This is a genomic window from Paenibacillus sp. JNUCC 34 (genome assembly GCF_058269055.1).
This window is the reverse complement of the sequence record NZ_CM177770.1, coordinates 787,175-806,918: the sequence shown is the minus strand read 5'-3', so window position 1 is coordinate 806,918 and position 19,744 is coordinate 787,175. Positions and strand designations below refer to the sequence as shown.

Below are 19,744 nucleotides of genomic sequence, written 5' to 3'. Positions count from 1 at the left end.
ATTTTATGTGTTCATTATGCTGATGGAGTTTGTTGATCTGGGACTTTAGCTTCAAGGACGGGTTTCTCAGTCTTCGTCTCAGACTGAAGAACTTCATTACGTTTGCGTTTACGTCTCCGGTTCCAGTACACACCGAGCAGCAGTAATGGAACTGCTATGATGAATATATAAAGGGATACGTTCTTCACCATGCCTTCAGCTGCATTTCCGTATAAGTAGAACAGTATTCCCACGACATAAAATTTTGTCGCTCTGCCTATTGCAGCGTAAACCATAAGGCGCCATAGCGGAAAATTCAGACAGCCAGACAGAATCGTAAACACTTTGAATGGTATCGGCGTAAACGAACCGACCAAAATAGCAGCCTCGCCGTTTTTTTGAAATCGGTCAGTAGCAGCGTCAATCCACTCTTTTTTTAATATTTTGTAAAGTACTGATTTGCCTAGCAATTTACCGATTAGATAACCGACAGGCGTACCGAGCAGACAGCCGATAAAGCCGTAAGTTGCCAGCCATAGGGCAGTTGACGGGTGAACAATACTTAAAGAAACTTGTAGAAAGAACGCAGGAATCGGAAAGATTACAGCATCCAAAAATGAATGAATAAACAATCCCCATGGACCAAACTTCATTAAAAAATCCAGAACATCCTGAAACATATCTCAACCCCTAAACATTTTCTCAATTCTCTAGAAGACCCTTAACTTGAAGTATATCACATAATGATGGATGAGGGCGCCTAACATCTCAATTACGAATGAATCAGCAGTTGCCCTTCGTTGTACAAGTATATATATGCACAAAACTGCACAAAAAAACAAAAGCCTTTCATAAAGAAAGGCCTTTGTTTCGTTATCGTAGTCCAATGATAAACCGTCGGCTTCTACCGTTATCTATAAGCTACTCCGGTGTGCGGAGTGACGTGTTGGACCAACAAATTCGTTCAATTGGAAGCCGTTTGAAATGGCTTGAGTAATAAATACCTTAGCTTGCTGAACTGAATCCCGAACGGTAAGCCCTTTGGCAAGACCGGCTGTTACTGACGCGGAGGAGGTGCAGCCCGCACCATGCGTGAATTGCGTAACGATAGCATCCGCTTCAAACCACTCAAAGTTTTTGCCGTCATACAGAAGATCCATTGCTTTGCCTTCCTGGATCTTTCCTCTGTCTTTAATCAGGACGTTCTTGGCTCCCTTGCTGTGGATCACTGCTGCAGCTTCCTGCATTTGTTCCAGAGTCTTGATCGGACCGGATTTCGCGAGCTGCGAAGCTTCGAACAGGTTCGGTGTTACCAGATCCGCCCGCGGCAGCAGGAACTCAATCATCGCTTCCGTGTTCTCTGGTTGAAGCACTTCATCGGTGCCCTTGCATACCATCACGGGATCGATAACGACCCGTTTCAGGTCATAACGGTCAATATACTGTGAGACAAGCTCAATAATCTCAACGGAACCGAGCATGCCCGTCTTCATAGCGTCAATTCCGATTCCTTCAATCACCGTCTTGAGTTGTGTTTCCACAATATCCAGAGCCACTGGGAATACCTGATGATTCCACGTTTCCGGCTCCATGCACACGATAGTAGTCAGTGCCGTCATGCCGTAAACATCAAATTCCTGAAATGTTTTCAAGTCTGCCTGGATACCAGCACCACCGCTTGTATCCGAACCGGCAACCGTTAAAGCTTTTTTAATCGTCATGTTCTTTGTCCCTTCATACGTGAAATATAAGTCAAGTATAAGTCAAAACTTATACTTGATTTATATTTTAAAAAATTTAACGATTATAAGCCACTGAAAAGTGATTAAGCATCCTGTTCCGTAAGGATCAACGGGCCATCCTTGGTAATAGCTAGCGTATGCTCATACTGCGCTGACCATTTTCCGTCAACCGTCCGGGCAGTCCAGCCATCCGGATCGATCTTGCAGCCATAGGAACCGATATTGAGCATCGGCTCAATCGTAATGACCATTCCCTCTTTCAAGCGAGGACCGCGGTGAGGAGGTCCATAGTGAGGGACCTGAGGTTCTTCATGCATATCCTGACCGATCGCGTGGCCGACAAAATTCCGTACTACAGACAAGTTCTCCGATTCAGCATACGACTGGATTGCATGTGAGATATCTCCAATCCGATTCCCGATAACAGCCTGCTCAATGCCGAGGTAAAGTGCTTTTTTGGTTACGTCTAGCAGATGTTGTGCTTCTTCGGAGACGTTTCCGACAGCGTAAGACCAGGCGGAATCCGCCAACCAGTCATCCAGTTTAACGACCATATCAATGGTAACGATATCTCCGTCCTTCAAAGGCACATCACTTGGAAATCCATGACAAATGACGTCGTTTACCGACGCGCATGTAGCAAACGGATAACCATGGTAACCCTTCTGCTCAGGATGCGCTCCATGTTGTTTAAGGAATTTTTCGACAAACTGGTCGATTTCCATAGTTGTAACTCCGGGCTTAATCATTCCGGCGATTTGCCGGTGGCACTCGGCAAGCAGTTGCCCAGCTTTATTCATTTTTGCAATTTGTTCTTCCGTTTTAATGATGATCATGATTGCACTCCCATCCTTATTTTTCTCATATAAAAGCTCAAAAAAGCCTTAATGGCTAGCGTGCTTCGAACAGGCGCTTGCCTATTCCGAATACATCGGCCAATAAGGCTGGTTCACTTCTAAAAAGGTGTTGCCTGATACTAACATTCTACTCCTCTATTGTAGTAACCACAATAAGCACACGCCTATAAAAAATATTTCCTATACTCTTACAGGTTATGCAGCGACAAGTCATTATTCCAACTGCTTTTGTTCTGTCTTCGTAAGCTCGCTTTTGTCCTTAGACAAGAACCAGCCGAGGACAGCGATCAGGATCAGAACCCCCCAGAAAATGAGCTTCCAGCCTGTACTTTTCGGAAAACCCTTATCAATCATTGCGATGTCAGGATGTGCCAGCGTATATACGGCCAGCTTTATCCCAACCCAACCGACAATCATGAATGCTGCTGTTTCCAGACCAGGTCTTCGGACGAGAAGCTTGCTAAAGTATGTTGCAGCAAAACGCATAATAATAAGTCCAATGATCCCGCCAGCTAAAATAACAAGGAACTGTCCGCCATCCATTCCACCGATTTGCGGCAAACTCGTTTCCGGCAAGGTCAGCGCAAGCGCAACGGCTGCCAAGATGGCGTCAACCGCAAAGGCGATATCCGCTAGCTCTACTTTAAGTACGGTGACCCAAAAATTCTCTTCTTTTTTCGTAGCCTCTTTCATGTGAATCTTCTTCTTCACAAAGAACTGCTTCACGATATGATTGATACTGATATACAGTAGGTAAGCTGCCCCCAATGCCTGAACGTACCAAACATCCGCCAAATACGAGATAATAAAGAGGGAGGTAAAACGAAACACAAATGCACCAGCTAATCCGTAAAATAAAGCCTTCTTTCTCCGCTCTTCCGGCAGATGTTTAACCATGATCGACATAACTAGCGCATTATCCGCTGCAAGAATCCCCTCCAAACCAATTAACACCAAAAGAACCCATCCGTACTCCAGTAACAGTCCCGTGTTCAACAGCATCCTTCCCTTCTATGTGATAGTCCGCTCTTTTCAGATCAAGGGAAACAAAAAAATACCCTTACCCCGAAAAGTCGGCGATAAAGGTATTTACCCGTAAATATGAAGCAGGAATAGATACCTTTACCGAATACGGCAAAGGTCTCGCAAACAACTTTCGTTGCCAACAAAGCCGGAGACATGCGTTGTCACGTAATGACGACTTTGTTGTAGAGCTACTCCCCTTTACTAATTACGAGCATTATAGCATGTCGCCCAGAATCATGCCAAGAGAAAATCATTTAATTTTTATGGGTTTTTACCGGAATGATTTCGTATAGTTCTTCCACACGGCAGTCAGTCGTATCTGCGATCGATAAAGCAACCTTCAGCGGCATCACCCTCTTATTATCGATATAGTCGGACAATCGTTCAGGTTTGTACAGCAGTTTTCGGGAAAGGTCTACCGTCGTCATTTCAGCCTTCAACAGCACTTCGTTCAACAGACAACGGCCAAGCTCAACTTTCATCAAATCCCTCTCTTCCTAAAATCAGTTAAACATATTATGAACGCCTGCTTCTTATCTTAGTCAGACATAAGTTTTCGAACATAAAAAGACTCTCCCTATTCCCGCAACCATTGCGGAAAGGGAGAGTCTCTTTATGGTATTTCGTATTATGTTCCGTTTATTTAAATGAAGGCAGCCAGTTGCCGTGCGCTTCGATCAATTCGTCGCAAAGCCCCACGATATCGTCGAGAGACAATTCGGCTGCTGTATGCGGATCAAGCATAGCAGCGTGATAGATATGTTCTTTTTTGCCGGTGATGGCCGCCTCGACGGTGAGTAGCTGAGTATTGATATTGGTTCGGTTCAGCGCAGCGAGCTGCGGAGGCAGATCCCCCACGTACGTAGGCGTAACACCCGACGAGTCTACGAGACAAGGCACTTCTACACAGGCTTCCTTCGGCAGGTTCGTAATCAACCCAGTGTTCATGACATTGCCGCCGATTTTGAACGGAATGTTCGTCTCCATCGCCTCCATAATGTAGGAAGCATATTCCTTGGAACGCGAATGCTCGATACTCTGGCTTTCAAACAGTTTCCCGCGCATTTCCTTCCAACCGTTAATCTGGTTAATACAGCGGCGTGGATACTCATCCAGTGGAATATTGTACTTCTCGATCAATTCCGGATAGCTGCGCTTAATAAAGTACGGGTGATATTCTGCGTTATGTTCGGAGGATTCAGTCACATAATAACCGAAGCGAAACATCAGCTCATAACGGACCATATCCCAATGCTGTTCTTTCTGTTTCTCAGCTGCACGGCGTTTAATTTCTGGATACAGATCGATTCCATCCTTTTTGACTTCTAGCAGCCAGGCCATATGGTTAATCCCGGCAATTTTGGACTCTACACCGGTCTGATCCATGCCGAGCGATTGAAACAATCCGTCCACACAGACCTGAACGCTATGGCATAACCCTACCGTCTTAACGCCGCCTGCAGTATTCATGACATTCGTTAGAACTGCCATCGGATTCGTATAGTTAAGGAACCATGCATCCGGACAAACCTCCTGTATATCCCTTGCAAAATCAAGCATAACCGGAATCGTACGCAGGTTGCGAAATATCCCGCCAATGCCAACTGTATCGGCAATCGTCTGACGCAGACCGTATTTCTTCGGAATTTCAAAATCCGTAATCGTACAAGGATCATAACCGCCCACCTGAATTGCATTAATTACATATTTGGCCCCTCTCAGCGCTTCCTTGCGGTCTGAATATGCCTTGATAACACAGGTGCTGCCAAGTGTATTCTTCATGCTGTTAAGCAGCCGCTCCGAATCCTGAAGACGCTCGGGATCAATATCAAACAATGCAAGCTCAAAGCCTTGCAATGCAGGTGTTGCCATCACGTCACCTAGCACATTTTTGACAAATACGGTGCTGCCCGCACCAATAAACGTTATTTTAGACATGAATGATTCCTCCTAAGGTTCTGGCCTCACGCTTGATCTAACTATAACCGCCCTACAGCCCAAAAAACATGGAGAAACCCAATCAATACATGTCATAATCCCATTTCCGTATCCGCTTTCGGATGAGTTATTGGATATAAAGAAAACCCCCGGCACATAGATGCAGGGAGCAATCGAATCGATAGTATCATTGCACTTTCATTTTAATCATCTTGGTCCTTATCGTGAAGGTGGACACGCTCAGTCAAAAAGTCCACGAGGTGAACAGCTTCAACATGGTCCTGAACTCTAGCCCGTTCAATCCCCCACTTCATTTGAAGCAGACAGCCCGGATTGGACGTAATCACTACCTCCGCACGGGTATCTTTTACATGATCCATTTTATGATCTAGCAGATCCATCGACATTTGAGGCTGTGTCATATTGTAGATACCCGCCGAGCCGCAGCAGACCTCAGATCCCTGAAGCTCGCACAGACTCACACCCTGCATCTGATGAATCAGTTCTCTCGGCTGTCCCTGAACACGCATAACATTCCGCAGATGACACGAATCCTGATATGTCACTTTCACCGGTGCAGTCTCATCCGATTTATCCTCTATCGGTATAAGTGGGCGGCCAATATCCTGTAGCAGCTCGGAAATATCCTTTAACTGCCCAGCGAACTGACGTGCATCGGCTTGCTGCCCGGCATCGGCTGCATCCTTCATCAAGTGGTCGTATTCCTTCAGCAGCGCTCCGCAGCCGCCGGCATTGCTTACGATGTAGTCGACCGCTGCCTCCTTAAAAGCGATCAGGTTTTGTCCGGCCAAATCACGCGCATCCTCCATCTCACTGGCATGTGCGTGCAACGCCCCGCAACATACCTGACTGTCCGGGATCGCTACCTCGAAGCCAGCCTGACGCAACAATCGAACTGTATTCACATTCGTTTCAGCAAACATCACATCCATAATGCAGCCGCGGAACATGCCGACCCTTGATACCTTCTCACCCACCGCTGGAATGATCAGTAAATCCGATCCAGACGAGGTCTTCTCTGTACGTAGCGGGAACCCCGCTTTTTTCCAAAGATCTGCTAGGCCGTCTCCCGTTACCGTCGGAAGCACCTTCTCCAACTGACGGAGATGCTCAGGAAACATCTTCATTGCGCCAGAAGTACGGGCGAATTTCTGCAGACCTGACGTTTGATAAAATTTAAGAGTCTTGCCCATAAACTTCAGCCGGCCTTTATGCGGAAATATCCCCTGCAAAAAAGTCTTTCGGGCAAGCTTCACAGGTACGGAAAATTTCTTCTCCTTCACAATAGCTTCCCGTGTCTGTTCAATAAGCTGTCCGTATTTCACATCGGACGGACATGCAGGCTCACAGGCACGACAGCCGAGACATAGATCCATCTGGCTCTGGAAGCTTTCATCAGGTTCCATAATCCCGTCCACGACCGCTTTCATGAGTGCAATCCGACCCCGCGGCGATGCCGCCTCGAGTCCAGTCTCCAGAAAAGTCGGGCAGGCCATCTGGCAAAAGCCGCAACGCATGCAGTTGGTCAGCTGCTCTTCATCCAGCGTCAGCTTCATGCGCTGAGCGAGCGCGCCATGTGATTGTTCCATTCCAGTCATTCCCTTCATACTCCAGTTAACTTAGGCTGCTCCTGCATCACAATCCGTTTTCTCGTCTCCGCAAACATTTTGCCGGGGTTCATAATACCAGCCGGATCAATGGCATCCTTAATCCGTTTCATCATATCCAATCCGGCAGCGCCAACCTTCCACTCCAAATACGGAGCTTTTACAATACCTACGCCGTGTTCTCCTGTAATCGTACCGCCCAGCTCAATCGCTGCTTCAAATATCTCAGCAAAGGCTTGCTCTACTCTGTGGATCTCCTCGGGATTTCTCGCATCCGTCATAGCCGTCGGGTGAAGGTTTCCGTCCCCTGCATGGCCGAACGTACAAATCTGCACATCATATTTCTCAGCTATACGCTGAACTTCGAGCACCATATCGGCAATCTTGGAGCGCGGAACGGTCGCATCCTCTAGGATCGTTGTCGGACGCAGACGGGACAAGGCCGCGAGCGCACTGCGCCGGGCTTCCATAACCTTGGCCCCTTCTTCCGGCGAAGCCGCAATCTTCATCTGGGTAGCTCCTGATTCCAGGCAAATTTCTTCGATTCGTTTCAAATCACGTTCCACGTCTTCCTCACTGCCGTCCTGCTCAATCGCCAGCATCGCCTTTGCGTGCACTGGAAGACCAATCTTCGCAAAATCCTCCACGACCTGAAGCGTCGGCTGATCCATAAATTCCAATGTACATGGAAAAATATGATTGGCAATAATGTTCGACACTGTACGTGCCGCCGCATAAATGTCATCGTACATGGCGACCATTGCACGCCGGTACGGCGGCTTCGGAATCAGCTTTACCGTTGCTTCCGTCAATATTGCCAGCGTTCCTCCCGATCCGACCAAGAGACGGGTCAAATCGTATCCAGCCGCGTCTTTCACCAGCTTGCCACCCGTGCGCATAATACTTCCATCCGGCAGGACCGCTTCGAGTCCCAGTACGTAATCCTTGGTTGTACCGTATTTAAGTCCTCGCAGTCCGCCTGCTCCAAGCGCAATATTTCCACCCATCGTACAAATGATCATGCTGCTTGGATCCGGCGGATAAAATAGTCCAGCACGCTCTACTGTTTGATGAAATTGCTTCGTATTCAGCCCTGTCTGAAAGGTTGCGGTCAGGTTATCCGCATCAATCTCAAGCAGCTTGTTCATCCGGGTCATCACAATAATGAGCCCGCCTTGAAGCGGTACGGTTCCCCCGCACAGATTGCTGCCGGCCCCTCGTCCGACAATCGGAATTCCATTCGCGGCACATATTTTCACTATGTCGGAAACCTCTTGAGTGCTCCCTGGAAAAACAACACCATCCGGCATAGACTGATAAAGCGGTGTAGCATCGTAACTGTAAGAAACAAGGCTTTCCGCGTCGTCTTTCAGCCATTTTTCCCCCACGACCGCAGCCAATTGTTCACGTATAAGTGGCTTAAGCACAGTTTTTCATCCTCTCTTTTGTGGTACTTTCCTGATCCCTTCGGAATCCTCTATGGCAATGCCAATTTTCCCATGACTGTTGGACGCTCTGCACCTGTTGCCGCAGGCAAATTATTCGGAATGCCATGCATGAAATCATTACCCAGCAGTGCAAAAATGACGGCTTCTTTTGCATCATCATGAAAGCCAAGCTGTGCCGAGGTCAACACCGTCTGCTCCGGTAGCAGTCCGGAAAGCATCCGTAGCAGCTCTAAATTATGAGCCCCGCCGCCGGTAACGATCACTTCATCAATTTTGCAAACCGGAAACACATATTTCTGGTAACTGTCTGCTATCGAATGAGCGGTAAATGCTGTCGCTGTTGCAATGATGTCCTCATCCGAAAGGTTCCGCTCCTTGGCCTTGTCTAAGAACCAAGAAGCGTAGCTCTTACCGAACAATTCTCTGCCTGTGGACTTGGGAGGTGCCATATGAAAATAAGGGTGTGACATCATTTCAGCAAGAAGAGCATCGTCGGCCCTCCCCTGTGCCGCCCACCGTCCTTCTTCATCGTAAGACAGACGGCCCCCGGACAAGACATGAACGACTTCATCCATAACCATATTGCCCGGTCCTGTGTCGAACGCGAGCACTTCTGTGGGATCTGCACCACCCGGGATGGCCGAGCAGTTCCCGATACCGCCGATATTTTGGAGCAGACGCCCTTTACGCTCATCCCGAAACAGAATAAAATCACCGTATGGAACAAGAGGTGCGCCTTGTCCACCGACGGCCATGTCCGCAGGCCTGAAATCGCCCACGACCATTGTTCCGGTGTGCTTGGCTATAACCGATATATCACCGATTTGCAGTGTAGAAGGAACCGAGTAGTGATCTCCACTCTCTCCCACAGGAATATGCCACACCGTTTGACCGTGCGAGCTAATCAAATGAACGTCATCGATTTGAAGCTTGGCTTCCGAGACGGCTTGAAGAACTGCTTCACCGAACAGACCTCCCAAATAGGTATTCATGCTGCATATCGAAGCGCTGCTGGAATGCTCTACACTGCATAGTGCCTTCAGTTTCTCTCTGGTTGAAGCATCGTACGGTGTACTTGCGTAATGAATAAGCTCCACCTGTGACTGCAATCCGCTTCCGGTAATCCGCACAACAGCCGCATCTATGCCATCCAGGGAAGTTCCCGACATAAGTCCGACTACGATTACCGGAAGATCCTTTTCCCAACCGGATACGATCATGGCTTGCCCCTCCTTCTACTTTCAAATGACGTAAAAATAACGGCCAAACGTATATCAAAAATCAAAATTCGACAAATAAATGATATCGCTTTCAAAAAGTTAGATTGTGTTTATTATAGAATGTATGAAATATTATTTCAATTCATTATTATATTTTTAAAATTTTATTTTACATCACTATGGTTTTCTCCTATACTGAAATGGAAAGCGAAGTGATTAGCGATGGATATTTTTTTAGGCGTTGACGGAGGCGGTACTAAAACGGAAGCGGCCGCCATAGACAGCCATGGTAAGGTATTGTCCCGATACTCGGGAAGCTCCACCAATCCGTATGTCGTCACTTTTAATGGTGCCATGCAGGAGCTTTCGAATGTTCTTAACCGTGTGGTAGAGCCTTTATCCTTATCCTTGTCTGGTGCAGCAATCAAAGGTATATGTTTGGGTATGTCGGGCGTAAGTACGTCGGAAGAAAAAGATAACGTTATTTCCTTTCTCCGATCTTATCAGCAGCAGCATAACTTTTCATTTCCCATATCCATCACAACCGAGGCAGAAATATCATTAATGGCTTCACTGGAACGGGAGTATGGCATTTTGGTCATTTCAGGAACCGGATCCAATACATATGGAATCACCAAAAAAGGTGAGCGCTACCGCGTCGGTGGCTGGGGCCATATCCTCGGCGACGAAGGCAGCGGCTACCAGATCGGTCTTCTTACCCTGAAGACGGTAATCAAGAGTCTTGAAGGTATGCTACCGGCTACGTTGATGTCCCAGCGTATTACGGATGCTTATAACTTCGGACATATTTCAGAACTGAAAGCCTATGTCTATCAGTCTTCTATTGGAAGAAATGACATTGCTGCATTTGCCCGCTATTGCGTGGAGGCTGCGAAGGATGGCGATGATCTGGCCCAAGGCATTTTGAGGGATCAAGCGGTAGAACTTGCGGAGACCACGGCGGCCCTGATCGGGCGGGACCCAGAGCTTACAGAAACCGAGGTTGTTTGTACTGGCTCTATATTCAACCATTCCGCTATTTTCCGTGATGCCTTTCGTGAAGCTCTGTTAAGCCGCTTCCCCGGCTTGTCTTTCATGGAAGGGAAAAATGATCTGACACCGGCAGATGGTGCAGCTTTATTAGCCAGAAAGCTATACTCAAGAAAAGTTTGAGGAAAACAGACCGCAGGGCTAACCGATGATGCCTATCACTGCGGTCTTACAATTTCCGGATGAAACACAAAAAAGCTTTGCCACTTCCATTGGAAGGGCAAAGCTTTTTTTCTATCTTAGTAAATACGATATAACCAACTAAACTCCAGCTTCATTTAACGCAAGGATAATCGCTGTCAGACCAAAACACAGATTCAGCAAGCACAAAAAGATGAGTGTCTGCTTCTGGTTCAGTCCTGTCGCAAGCAGCCGGTAATGTGCCTGAGACGCGTCCGCTTGGTAGATCGGTTTGGACTCACGTAGTCTACGGATGACCACAATAATGTTGTCGAATATCGGTACGCCCAGAGCGAAGATCGGAACGAATAATGAGGCAAGCGTAGCACCCTTAAAAGCTCCGTCCAAAGCGATAATGCCGAGAATAAAGCCAAGGAACGTCGCCCCCGCATCACCCATAAACACTCTGGCCGGTGGTTTGTTATATCGCAAATAGGCTAGAGCCGCACCCACCAGTATGACGGCAAGCAGTGCCGAATCCCCTCTTCCCAGCGTCAAAGCGACCACGAACAAGGTTCCTCCCGAAATAGCCGAGAGCCCGCCAGCCAATCCGTCGATACCATCCGAAAAATTGATGACCGTGGTAACGCCGAAAATCCACAGAATTGTAAGCACAAGCTGCAGCCATTCCGGCAAATTGATGTACTGGCCGTTGAACGGATTGTTAAATCCCTCAAATGCAATACCGGAACTGTACACGATAATTGCTGCACATACCTGAACAATCAACTTCGGTAGTGAAGCCAGCTCCTTGCCATTGGTTTTATACCAATCATCCACAAGGCCGATCCCAAGTATTAGTACACTGCCGAGAAAAATCCCGACGGCTTCTGTCGTAATTGAGCCTATGAACACAAAATATGTAATAAAAAATCCAAGGAAAATCGCTATACCTGCGGTAAGCGGAATAGGTTCACGGTGAATTTTACGTTCACTGTCGGGCCTTGGTTTATCAACAAAGTCGATTTTGACAGCAAGCTTGCGAAACGGCGGAATTAGTAGAAGCACTAGCAATATAGAAACGACAAACGCTGATACATAGAGCATGACTTCCTCCTATGAATTGATGAAATATGGAGAACATTGCAACCACAGTATATGACTTTCTGCGAAATCTAGCAATATAGCACCAGGTACTAGAGTGGAAATAATATGAAGATAGCTTCAAAGAACACAAAAAGAAAGAGGGCAATATCTGCCCTCATCCGAACTTGCTTATGATTTGCTCTTGTTCACCACAAGTCCGATGATCATAACGATAAGTGCCAGCAAAGCAATCAACTGATCGATTGTCATAGCCGCCCGCCTCCCTAATCAGGATGGCTCTTACGGACGGCTTCTCTCTCCCATCAAACTGCCTTACTTACCTTTCCCCATTAGCAATATATGAGCGACGCGCAGACGATATGATCTATAAGCCAACAAAAAAACTGTCCCCCCGGAAATACAATGGAGGGACAATCATATTTCACATTTATGTTAAGACGGTTACGTCTATTCAGTTACGATGTCATGCACCAACATAGGAGCTTCTGCGTGATCCGAGATGCGGATGTTTGCATACAGCTTTTCTTTTACATCATCCACGTTTTCACGGTTTGCGTGAATCGTCACCAAGGAATCACCTTTTTTCACGGTGTCACCAATCTTCTTGTTCAGCATCAGGCCAACAGCCAGATCGATTTCAGATTCCTTCGTTGCGCGCCCTGCTCCGAGCAGCATAGCAGCTGTTCCGATTTCATCGGCAACAAGCTCGGCGACCATACCGTCTTCAAGTGCAGGAAGATCGATTTTGTACTTCGCTTGTGGCAGCTTTTCAGGGTTATCCACAACGGAGGCGTCTCCACCCTGGTTTGCGATGAACTCCTTGAATTTCTCAAGCGCCTTACCGTTACGCATAACTTCCTTCAGCTTCTCTTCGGCTTCTTCCAGTGATTCTGCTTTGTTCGCCAGAAATACCATTTGTCTTCCCAGTGCAAGACACAACTCTTCCAGATCCTTCGGTCCTTCACCTCGAAGTGTATCGATAGCTTCTTGCACCTCCAGAGAGTTACCGATAGCTACTCCAAGTGGCTGGCTCATATCAGAAATGACCGCCATCGTCTTACGGCCGACATTGTTACCGATGCTAACCATCGCATGTGCCAGTTCCCTCGCATCTTCCACCGTTTTCATAAATGCACCTGCACCAGTCTTTACGTCAAGTACAATAGCATCCGATCCAGCTGCAATCTTCTTACTCATGATAGAGCTTGCAATCAACGGAATGGAATCAACGGTTGCGGTAACATCGCGCAGTGCGTATAACTTTTTGTCAGCAGGAGTCAGGTTACCCGTCTGACCGATAACAGCAATTTTATGTGTATTAACGAGATTAACAAACTCATCTTTGCTAATCTCCACATGGAAGCCTTCAATGGATTCCAGTTTATCAATCGTTCCGCCGGTGTGGCCTAGACCACGTCCAGACATTTTTGCTACCGGAATATCGAGAGCAGCTACGAGAGGTGCTAGCACGAGTGTCGTCGTATCGCCTACGCCGCCAGTAGAGTGTTTGTCGACCTTGATGCCTTCAATCGCAGACAGATCGATCGTCTCACCAGAGTTCACCATAGCCATCGTCAAATCTGCACGCTCACGGTCTGTCATATCTTTGAAAAAGATAGCCATACCCATCGCGCTGACCTGATAATCAGGAATTTCACCCTTGGTGTATCCGTCGATAAAGAAATTGATTTCTTCTGTTGTCAGTTCCTTGCCGTCGCGCTTCTTCGCAATCAAATCAACCATTCTCATCGTACATTCTCCTCACTGTTCGCGTTGATATTCTCTATAAAATAAGTAGAATTTCAGTAATCTTTGGCATATTAAAGCGAAATTGCTGTATCCAAAGCCACTTCCATCATGTCGTTAAAAGTCGTCTGACGCTCTTCCGATGTCGTTTCTTCCCCGGTCAGGAGATGATCGCTTACCGTCAGAATCGTCAGGGCATTTACACCTTTTCTCGCCGCAATTGTATACAAGGCCGTCGTCTCCATCTCTACACCCAGAACCCCGTGATCCATCAGCTTTTGAACAGCTGATTTGTCTTCACGATAAAACACGTCGGAAGTGAATACGTTGCCCACATGCATATTCAGACCCTTTTCAACGCCACGCTCGTAAGCTGCTTTCAACAGCGGGAAGCTCGCAATCGGTGAGAAATCGTAACCTTGGAAATGATGGCGGTTCATTCCTGAATCCGTACAAGCAGCCTGTGCCAAAATGACATCACGAACATGTACATTTTGCTGCATTGCACCGCAGGTGCCGACACGGAACAGATTTTTCACACCATATTCGGAGATAAGCTCATTGACATAGATACCGATCGAAGGCACACCCATGCCTGATCCTTGTACCGATACACGTTTTCCTTTATACGTTCCTGTAAAGCCAAGCATACCGCGTACTTCGTTGTAGCAGTTAACGTCCTCCAGGTAGGTTTCAGCAATAAATTTCGCGCGTAACGGATCTCCAGGTAGCAGTATGGATTCAGCAATATCTCCCGGTTTTGCTCCAATATGTGTACTCATGTTCCATTCCTCCACATTCAGATATTATTTGAGATCATTTAAAAAGCTCGTACCATACTCAGGTTTTGTTACACCAAAGTTGTCGGCTACCGTAGCTCCGATATCCGCAAACGTCTTACGGAGCGGCAGTTCCTTCCCTTCTGCAAAGCGTGGAGAATATATGAGCAGCGGCACATATTCACGGGTATGGTCCGTTCCTTTATAAGTAGGATCATTACCATGATCCGCTGTGATAATCAACAGATCATCATCCGTCATTTTATTGAGCACCTCAGGCAGACGTACATCATACTCTTCCAGAGCCTGACCGTAGCCTTTCGGATCGCGGCGATGTCCGTAGACAGCATCGAAGTCGACAAGGTTTATGAAGCTTAGACCGTTAAAAGATTTATCCATGGTAGCCACCAGTTTGTCCATGCCGTCCATGTTAGAAACGGTTCTGATGCCTTCGGTAATTCCTTCTCCATCATAAATATCAGAGATTTTTCCAAGCGCAATTACATCAAATCCAGCGTCTTTCAGCTCATTCATCGTTGTACGTCCAAATGGCTTAAGCGCGTAATCATGACGGTTTGCCGTCCGCTTGAACTGGCCAACTTCCCCTACGAATGGGCGGGCGATAATACGTCCTAACATGTAAGGGTCCTCCAGCGTAATTTCACGGCAGAACTCACAAATCTCATACAATTCCTTCAAAGGTACAACCTCTTCATGTGCTGCAATCTGCAGTACAGAATCTGCAGAGGTATACACAATGAGTGCACCTGTCTTTACATGCTCCTCGCCGAGCTCTTCAATAATTTCCGTTCCACTGGCTGGTTTATTGCCAATCACCTTCCGGCCTGTCTTTTCTTCAATGCGGGTAATCAGCTCATCCGGGAAGCCGTCTGGGAACACCCGGAACGGCGTATCAATGTACAGACCCATGATCTCCCAGTGTCCAGTCATGGTGTCTTTACCGTTGGAAGTTTCCTGCATTTTGGTAAAGTAAGCACGCGGTTTCTCAGCTACAGGCACACCTTCAATTTCACGGATATTGGACAGACCAAGTGCTGACATATTCGGCATGTTCAGACCACCGCATTCGCGAGCGATATGTCCCAGCGTATCGGAACCTACATCATCAAATGCAGCCGCATCCGGTGCTTCGCCAATACCTACCGAGTCCAATACGATCAAGTGAATCCGTTTAAATTGCTCCATGTCCATATTCCCCCATTCAGATTACGATCAAGTTTCTTCTATAATCAATATCATTCGCTTTTTACAGGAACAATCCTGCAATGGTTGCGGACAACACGCTTACCAAGGTTGCACCATACAACAGCTTTAATCCAAAACGGGCAACCACATTCCCTTGCTTCTCGTTCAATCCCTTCACCGCACCGGCAATAATACCGATTGAGGAGAAGTTCGCGAAGGATACGAGGAACACGGAAACGATACCGATAGTACGCTCTGACATATCTTTAAAGTTGGCCAGATCCAGCATTGCCACAAACTCATTAGATACGAGCTTCGTAGCCATGATGCTGCCGGCATCGACGGCTTCTTTCCAAGGTACACCCATAACAAAAGCAAACGGAGCAAACACAAATCCCAACATTTCCTGGAAAGAGATGCCGAAGATTGCGTTAAACACGCCGTTAATCATGGCGATCAATGCTACAAAACCAAGCAGCATCGCAGCAACCGTAATGGCTACCTTGAATCCGTCCATAATGTATTCGCCGAGCATCTCGAAGAAGGACTGCTTCTCATCTTCTTGTACCTCGAGAATATCCTCTTCTTTAGGCACGGTGTAAGGATTCACGATGGAAGCAATAATGAATCCGCCGAACAGGTTGAGTACAAGCGCGGTTACAACATATCTCGGTTCGATCATCGTCATGTATGCTCCGACAATCGACATCGAAACTGTAGACATCGCAGAGGCACACAAGGTGTACATCCGGTGCTTCGGAATAAGGGCAATCTGTTTCTTAACGGAAATGAATACCTCGGATTGTCCCAAAATCGCCGATGCCACAGCGTTATAAGATTCCAGCTTACCCATACCGTTAACTTTACTCAATACGATACCAATATATTTCACAATGATCGGCAGCACCTTGATGTATTGCAATATACCGATCAATGCCGAAATGAATACGATCGGAAGTAGCACGTTAAGGAAGAACGGACCCGCTCCTTCATTGACTATACCGCCGAACACAAAATTAATACCTTCTCCTGCATAACCGAGCAGAGCTTCAAAAGTATTAGCAATACCTTTGACCAGGTATTCACCGATGCTGGTATTCAGCAGCGCAAATCCCAGAATTAGCTGCAGCACAATCATGACAGCCAGTGGACGGTAACGGATGTTACGCTTGTCATTACTAATCAGAAATGCCATTCCGAATACGATAAGCAGCCCCAATATCGCGATTAAATATTTCATGAGATGTTCCCCCGTTGATGAGCATTTTGAAATTCTAAGTTGTTGAAAATGATAGTGATCTTTTTCATTAAGCGCTTACAATCTTGGGATACAGTGATTGTGCCTAGCCCATAGATTATTTTTTATCCATATCTTCCGCTTGGAATGCTCCTGGCAACAACTGGGACATACTCCACTCTTCTGTGTTCCCGTGAAGATTCGTTAAATAAATTTTGGTGTCACTATCGCAAAACTCGGCGAGCACCTGACGACAGGCGCCGCATGGGGATACCGGTCCTTCAGTATCGGCTACGACAGCAATCGCATCAATCTTGCGATTTCCTTCGGATACCGCTTTAAATATAGCAGTGCGTTCCGCGCAGTTGGTGAGACCGTAGGATGCATTCTCAACATTGCATCCCCGGTACACCTTCCCGCCTGTCTGGATTGCAGCACCGACCTGAAACCCGGAATAAGGAACATACGCTTGTTTCCTAGCTTCGATCGCTTCCTGAATCAACTCTTCTTTCATGAGTTAGTCCTCCTTCATCGGCAGGGATAAATTTAATAAGATGATGTAGCTTGTCCACCTTCCATGATCTTTACGCCTGAACTTGCACCGATTCGGCTAGCTCCAGCTTCAATCATGCTGTTCATATCTTCGAGGCTGCGTACACCGCCGGAGGCTTTTACACCGACTTTATCGCCAACCGTCTTGCGCATAAGCGCTACATCAACTGCTGTTGCTCCGCCTGTGGAAAAACCAGTAGACGTTTTAACATAATCAGCACCTGCTTTAACAGCCAGCTCACAAGCGCGAACCTTCTCTTCATCCGTCAAAAGGCATGCCTCAATGATGACCTTGACCAAAGCTTTACCATTAGCAGCATCAACAACAGCCTTGATATCATTCAATACCAGCTCATCATTGTTTTCTTTCAGCGCGCCAACATTAATTACAGTATCCACTTCATCTGCACCGTTTGCGATAGCATCCTTTGCTTCAAAAGCTTTAACAGCTGGAGTATTAGCTCCAAGAGGGAATCCAATTACGGTACAAACTTTAACATTCGTGCCTGCAAGCTGTTCTGCTGAATAGGCAACCCATGCCGGATTTACACAAACGGAAGCAAAATTATATTTCTTCGCCTCTTCGGTCAGTTTCGTAATATCCTCTTTCACAGCATCCGCTTTCAGAAGCGTATGATCTATCATTCCTGCTATACTCATCTGTTTGACACTCCTTATTTATCATTAATAAAAGCGTTCTCAAACACCTTAAAATCTCTGAACGGCAACATCATATCACAGCTCTGAACATATGTAAAACAACAATTGAAATTATGTTCATGGGGTTTTGTGGCAATGATATATATCATTTTTTACTTGTTTACTTGTTATCATTCATGAATTAATTTCCTTTGCTCCATTTCAGTGAAATACAATCAACACAAAAAGGCACCTCTATCTGGGATAGAGGTGCTCCGTTGTTAATACCGTCCTTATTAACCTAATAACGCCTGTGCCGTAAATTGATCAATCACCAAAATGTTAGCATATCTTCCGATAAGAGCTGCCTTAATTGCATCAATCTTCTGCTGGCCTCCCGCAACAAGAATGGATTTGTCTTTGTGCCGGAGATCCTCCAGCTCGATACCAATCGTCCGGTTGTTGATCACCTCGCTGCATATGTTTCCTTGAGCATCAAAGAACCGGGAACAGATATCTCCAGCGCCCGTGCTTTGCAGCAGCTTTTGCTCTTTATCGCTAAGATAGCCCAACCGGAACAGAAGCGCATCTTCTTGTACCGTTCCAACTGTAAAGACGGCAATGTTCGCCTGCTTGCCCAATTGGATGATCCGCTGGATATGCCGATCTTCCTCCACCATCTGTTTCACCTCAATGCTGTCAAAGATGACCGGCAACGGCAAATACCTAGCAATCGTATGATAGGCATCTGCAAACAGATTGACGGTTTCCGCCGCATACGTATTTACATGGGAGTGGCTTACGCCTCCCTTCAGCTGTACAACCTCAACACCTCTTACCTGCTTTTGCTGAAGCTCCAGGGCGACGGAATGCATGGTTGTTCCCCACGTTACTCCGATGATATCGGCATCCTGCACCGTCTCATGCAGATACTCGGCTGTTTTTTTGCTGATATGCTTCTGTATTTCTCGGTATTCATTCAGCGGACTGTAACAGACCAGCACCTGATCCAGCTTGTAACGCTGCTTCACCTGCTCACCGAGTGCATCCAAATCTTCAAGTGGATCAACGATACTGATCCGGACATAACCCTGTTCCTTGGCATGCTGAAGCAATCGAGAGACTGTAGGACGAGAAACGCCCAGGCGAGTGGCTATATCCTGTTGGCTGAAATCCGAGAGATAGTAAAGTCTTGAAGCTTCTATGCTTAGTCGTTGCTTATCTTGATCCATACCATCCAACCTACTTTATATATTTAATCATTAACGGGATTGTATATTCCGCTCAACGTCATTACCTCAATCAAATCCACCGTGGACGGTTAACTAAGCGCAAGTGGCCCCTAGGCACTGCCCTGTGCTGATTATACACCATAGGCTCCTTAAACCATATCGGCTTATAGATTAATCTTTTCAAATGATTGTTTACGGCATCCAAGTGGGTCCCTACAATGGAGCCAGAACCTAACAA

18 protein-coding genes are annotated in these 19,744 nt (G+C 46.7%); 1 reads left to right on the top strand and 17 read right to left on the bottom strand.

The annotated features are described in order from the left end of the window. Nucleotides 1–14: 14 nt before the first annotated feature. From AC2TF5_RS03550 to AC2TF5_RS03510, 9 genes are all read right to left on the bottom strand, one after another. Nucleotides 15–659: a YqaA family protein gene (locus tag AC2TF5_RS03550; protein WP_491300893.1), complete on the bottom strand. Its 645-nt coding sequence runs from the start codon at nucleotides 657–659 to the stop codon at nucleotides 15–17. 234 nt (nucleotides 660–893) lie between these two features. Further along, a complete protein-coding gene (gene pdxK, locus AC2TF5_RS03545; RefSeq protein ID WP_491300892.1) occupies nucleotides 894–1,700 on the bottom strand; it encodes a pyridoxine/pyridoxal/pyridoxamine kinase in 807 nt (268 codons plus the stop codon). A 104-nt stretch (nucleotides 1,701–1,804) separates the two neighbouring features. Continuing rightward, nucleotides 1,805–2,557, bottom strand: a complete 753-nt coding sequence (gene map, locus AC2TF5_RS03540; RefSeq protein ID WP_491300891.1) for a type I methionyl aminopeptidase — start codon at nucleotides 2,555–2,557, stop codon at nucleotides 1,805–1,807. Nucleotides 2,558–2,791: 234 nt separating this feature from the next. After that, nucleotides 2,792–3,574, bottom strand: coding sequence for a TerC family protein (locus tag AC2TF5_RS03535; protein WP_491302797.1), 783 nt, complete (start codon nucleotides 3,572–3,574; stop codon nucleotides 2,792–2,794). A 284-nt stretch (nucleotides 3,575–3,858) separates the two neighbouring features. Beyond that, a complete protein-coding gene (locus AC2TF5_RS03530; protein WP_491302796.1) occupies nucleotides 3,859–4,086 on the bottom strand; it encodes a helix-turn-helix domain-containing protein in 228 nt (75 codons plus the stop codon). A 157-nt stretch (nucleotides 4,087–4,243) separates the two neighbouring features. After that, nucleotides 4,244–5,542, bottom strand: a complete 1,299-nt coding sequence (locus AC2TF5_RS03525; protein ID WP_491300890.1) for an alpha-glucosidase/alpha-galactosidase — start codon at nucleotides 5,540–5,542, stop codon at nucleotides 4,244–4,246. 203 nt (nucleotides 5,543–5,745) lie between these two features. After that, nucleotides 5,746–7,152, bottom strand: a complete 1,407-nt coding sequence (locus AC2TF5_RS03520) for a (Fe-S)-binding protein (RefSeq protein ID WP_491302795.1) — start codon at nucleotides 7,150–7,152, stop codon at nucleotides 5,746–5,748. A gap of 14 nt (nucleotides 7,153–7,166) precedes the next feature. After that, the gene (locus AC2TF5_RS03515; RefSeq protein ID WP_491300889.1) at nucleotides 7,167–8,597 is read right to left on the bottom strand and encodes an FAD-binding oxidoreductase; all 1,431 of its coding nucleotides are present in this window, start codon (nucleotides 8,595–8,597) and stop codon (nucleotides 7,167–7,169) included. Nucleotides 8,598–8,647: 50 nt separating this feature from the next. Further along, complete coding sequence (locus tag AC2TF5_RS03510; RefSeq protein ID WP_491300888.1) at nucleotides 8,648–9,838, bottom strand: anhydro-N-acetylmuramic acid kinase; 1,191 nt, start codon at nucleotides 9,836–9,838, stop codon at nucleotides 8,648–8,650. A gap of 222 nt (nucleotides 9,839–10,060) precedes the next feature. Here AC2TF5_RS03510 and AC2TF5_RS03505 point away from each other — a divergent pair, with 222 nt between their 5' ends. Next, nucleotides 10,061–11,011, top strand: a complete 951-nt coding sequence (locus AC2TF5_RS03505; RefSeq protein WP_491300887.1) for a BadF/BadG/BcrA/BcrD ATPase family protein — start codon at nucleotides 10,061–10,063, stop codon at nucleotides 11,009–11,011. A 138-nt stretch (nucleotides 11,012–11,149) separates the two neighbouring features. Here the strand turns inward: AC2TF5_RS03505 and AC2TF5_RS03500 are convergent, their stop codons facing one another. The 8 genes from AC2TF5_RS03500 to deoR all read right to left on the bottom strand — a co-directional run bounded on the left by AC2TF5_RS03500 (nucleotide 11,150) and on the right by deoR (nucleotide 19,506). Then, on the bottom strand, nucleotides 11,150–12,115 hold the full coding sequence (locus AC2TF5_RS03500) for an MraY family glycosyltransferase (RefSeq protein ID WP_491300886.1): 966 nt from the start codon (nucleotides 12,113–12,115) through the stop codon (nucleotides 11,150–11,152). A 447-nt stretch (nucleotides 12,116–12,562) separates the two neighbouring features. After that, a complete protein-coding gene (locus AC2TF5_RS03495; RefSeq protein ID WP_491300885.1) occupies nucleotides 12,563–13,864 on the bottom strand; it encodes a pyrimidine-nucleoside phosphorylase in 1,302 nt (433 codons plus the stop codon). A 71-nt stretch (nucleotides 13,865–13,935) separates the two neighbouring features. Then, a complete protein-coding gene (deoD, locus tag AC2TF5_RS03490) occupies nucleotides 13,936–14,643 on the bottom strand; it encodes a purine-nucleoside phosphorylase (protein ID WP_491300884.1) in 708 nt (235 codons plus the stop codon). Between the two features lie 24 nt (nucleotides 14,644–14,667). Beyond that, complete coding sequence (gene deoB / locus AC2TF5_RS03485) at nucleotides 14,668–15,846, bottom strand: phosphopentomutase (protein ID WP_491300883.1); 1,179 nt, start codon at nucleotides 15,844–15,846, stop codon at nucleotides 14,668–14,670. 61 nt (nucleotides 15,847–15,907) lie between these two features. Then, on the bottom strand, nucleotides 15,908–17,086 hold the full coding sequence (locus tag AC2TF5_RS03480; protein WP_491300882.1) for a NupC/NupG family nucleoside CNT transporter: 1,179 nt from the start codon (nucleotides 17,084–17,086) through the stop codon (nucleotides 15,908–15,910). Nucleotides 17,087–17,201: 115 nt separating this feature from the next. After that, nucleotides 17,202–17,597: a cytidine deaminase gene (locus AC2TF5_RS03475; RefSeq protein ID WP_241930806.1), complete on the bottom strand. Its 396-nt coding sequence runs from the start codon at nucleotides 17,595–17,597 to the stop codon at nucleotides 17,202–17,204. Nucleotides 17,598–17,629: 32 nt separating this feature from the next. Beyond that, a complete protein-coding gene (gene deoC / locus AC2TF5_RS03470; RefSeq protein WP_491300881.1) occupies nucleotides 17,630–18,295 on the bottom strand; it encodes a deoxyribose-phosphate aldolase in 666 nt (221 codons plus the stop codon). A 275-nt stretch (nucleotides 18,296–18,570) separates the two neighbouring features. Next, nucleotides 18,571–19,506 carry a DNA-binding transcriptional repressor DeoR gene (deoR, locus tag AC2TF5_RS03465; RefSeq protein ID WP_491300880.1) on the bottom strand — a complete coding sequence of 312 codons (936 nt, stop codon included), beginning with the start codon at nucleotides 19,504–19,506 and terminating at the stop codon, nucleotides 18,571–18,573. Nucleotides 19,507–19,744 lie beyond the last annotated feature (238 nt).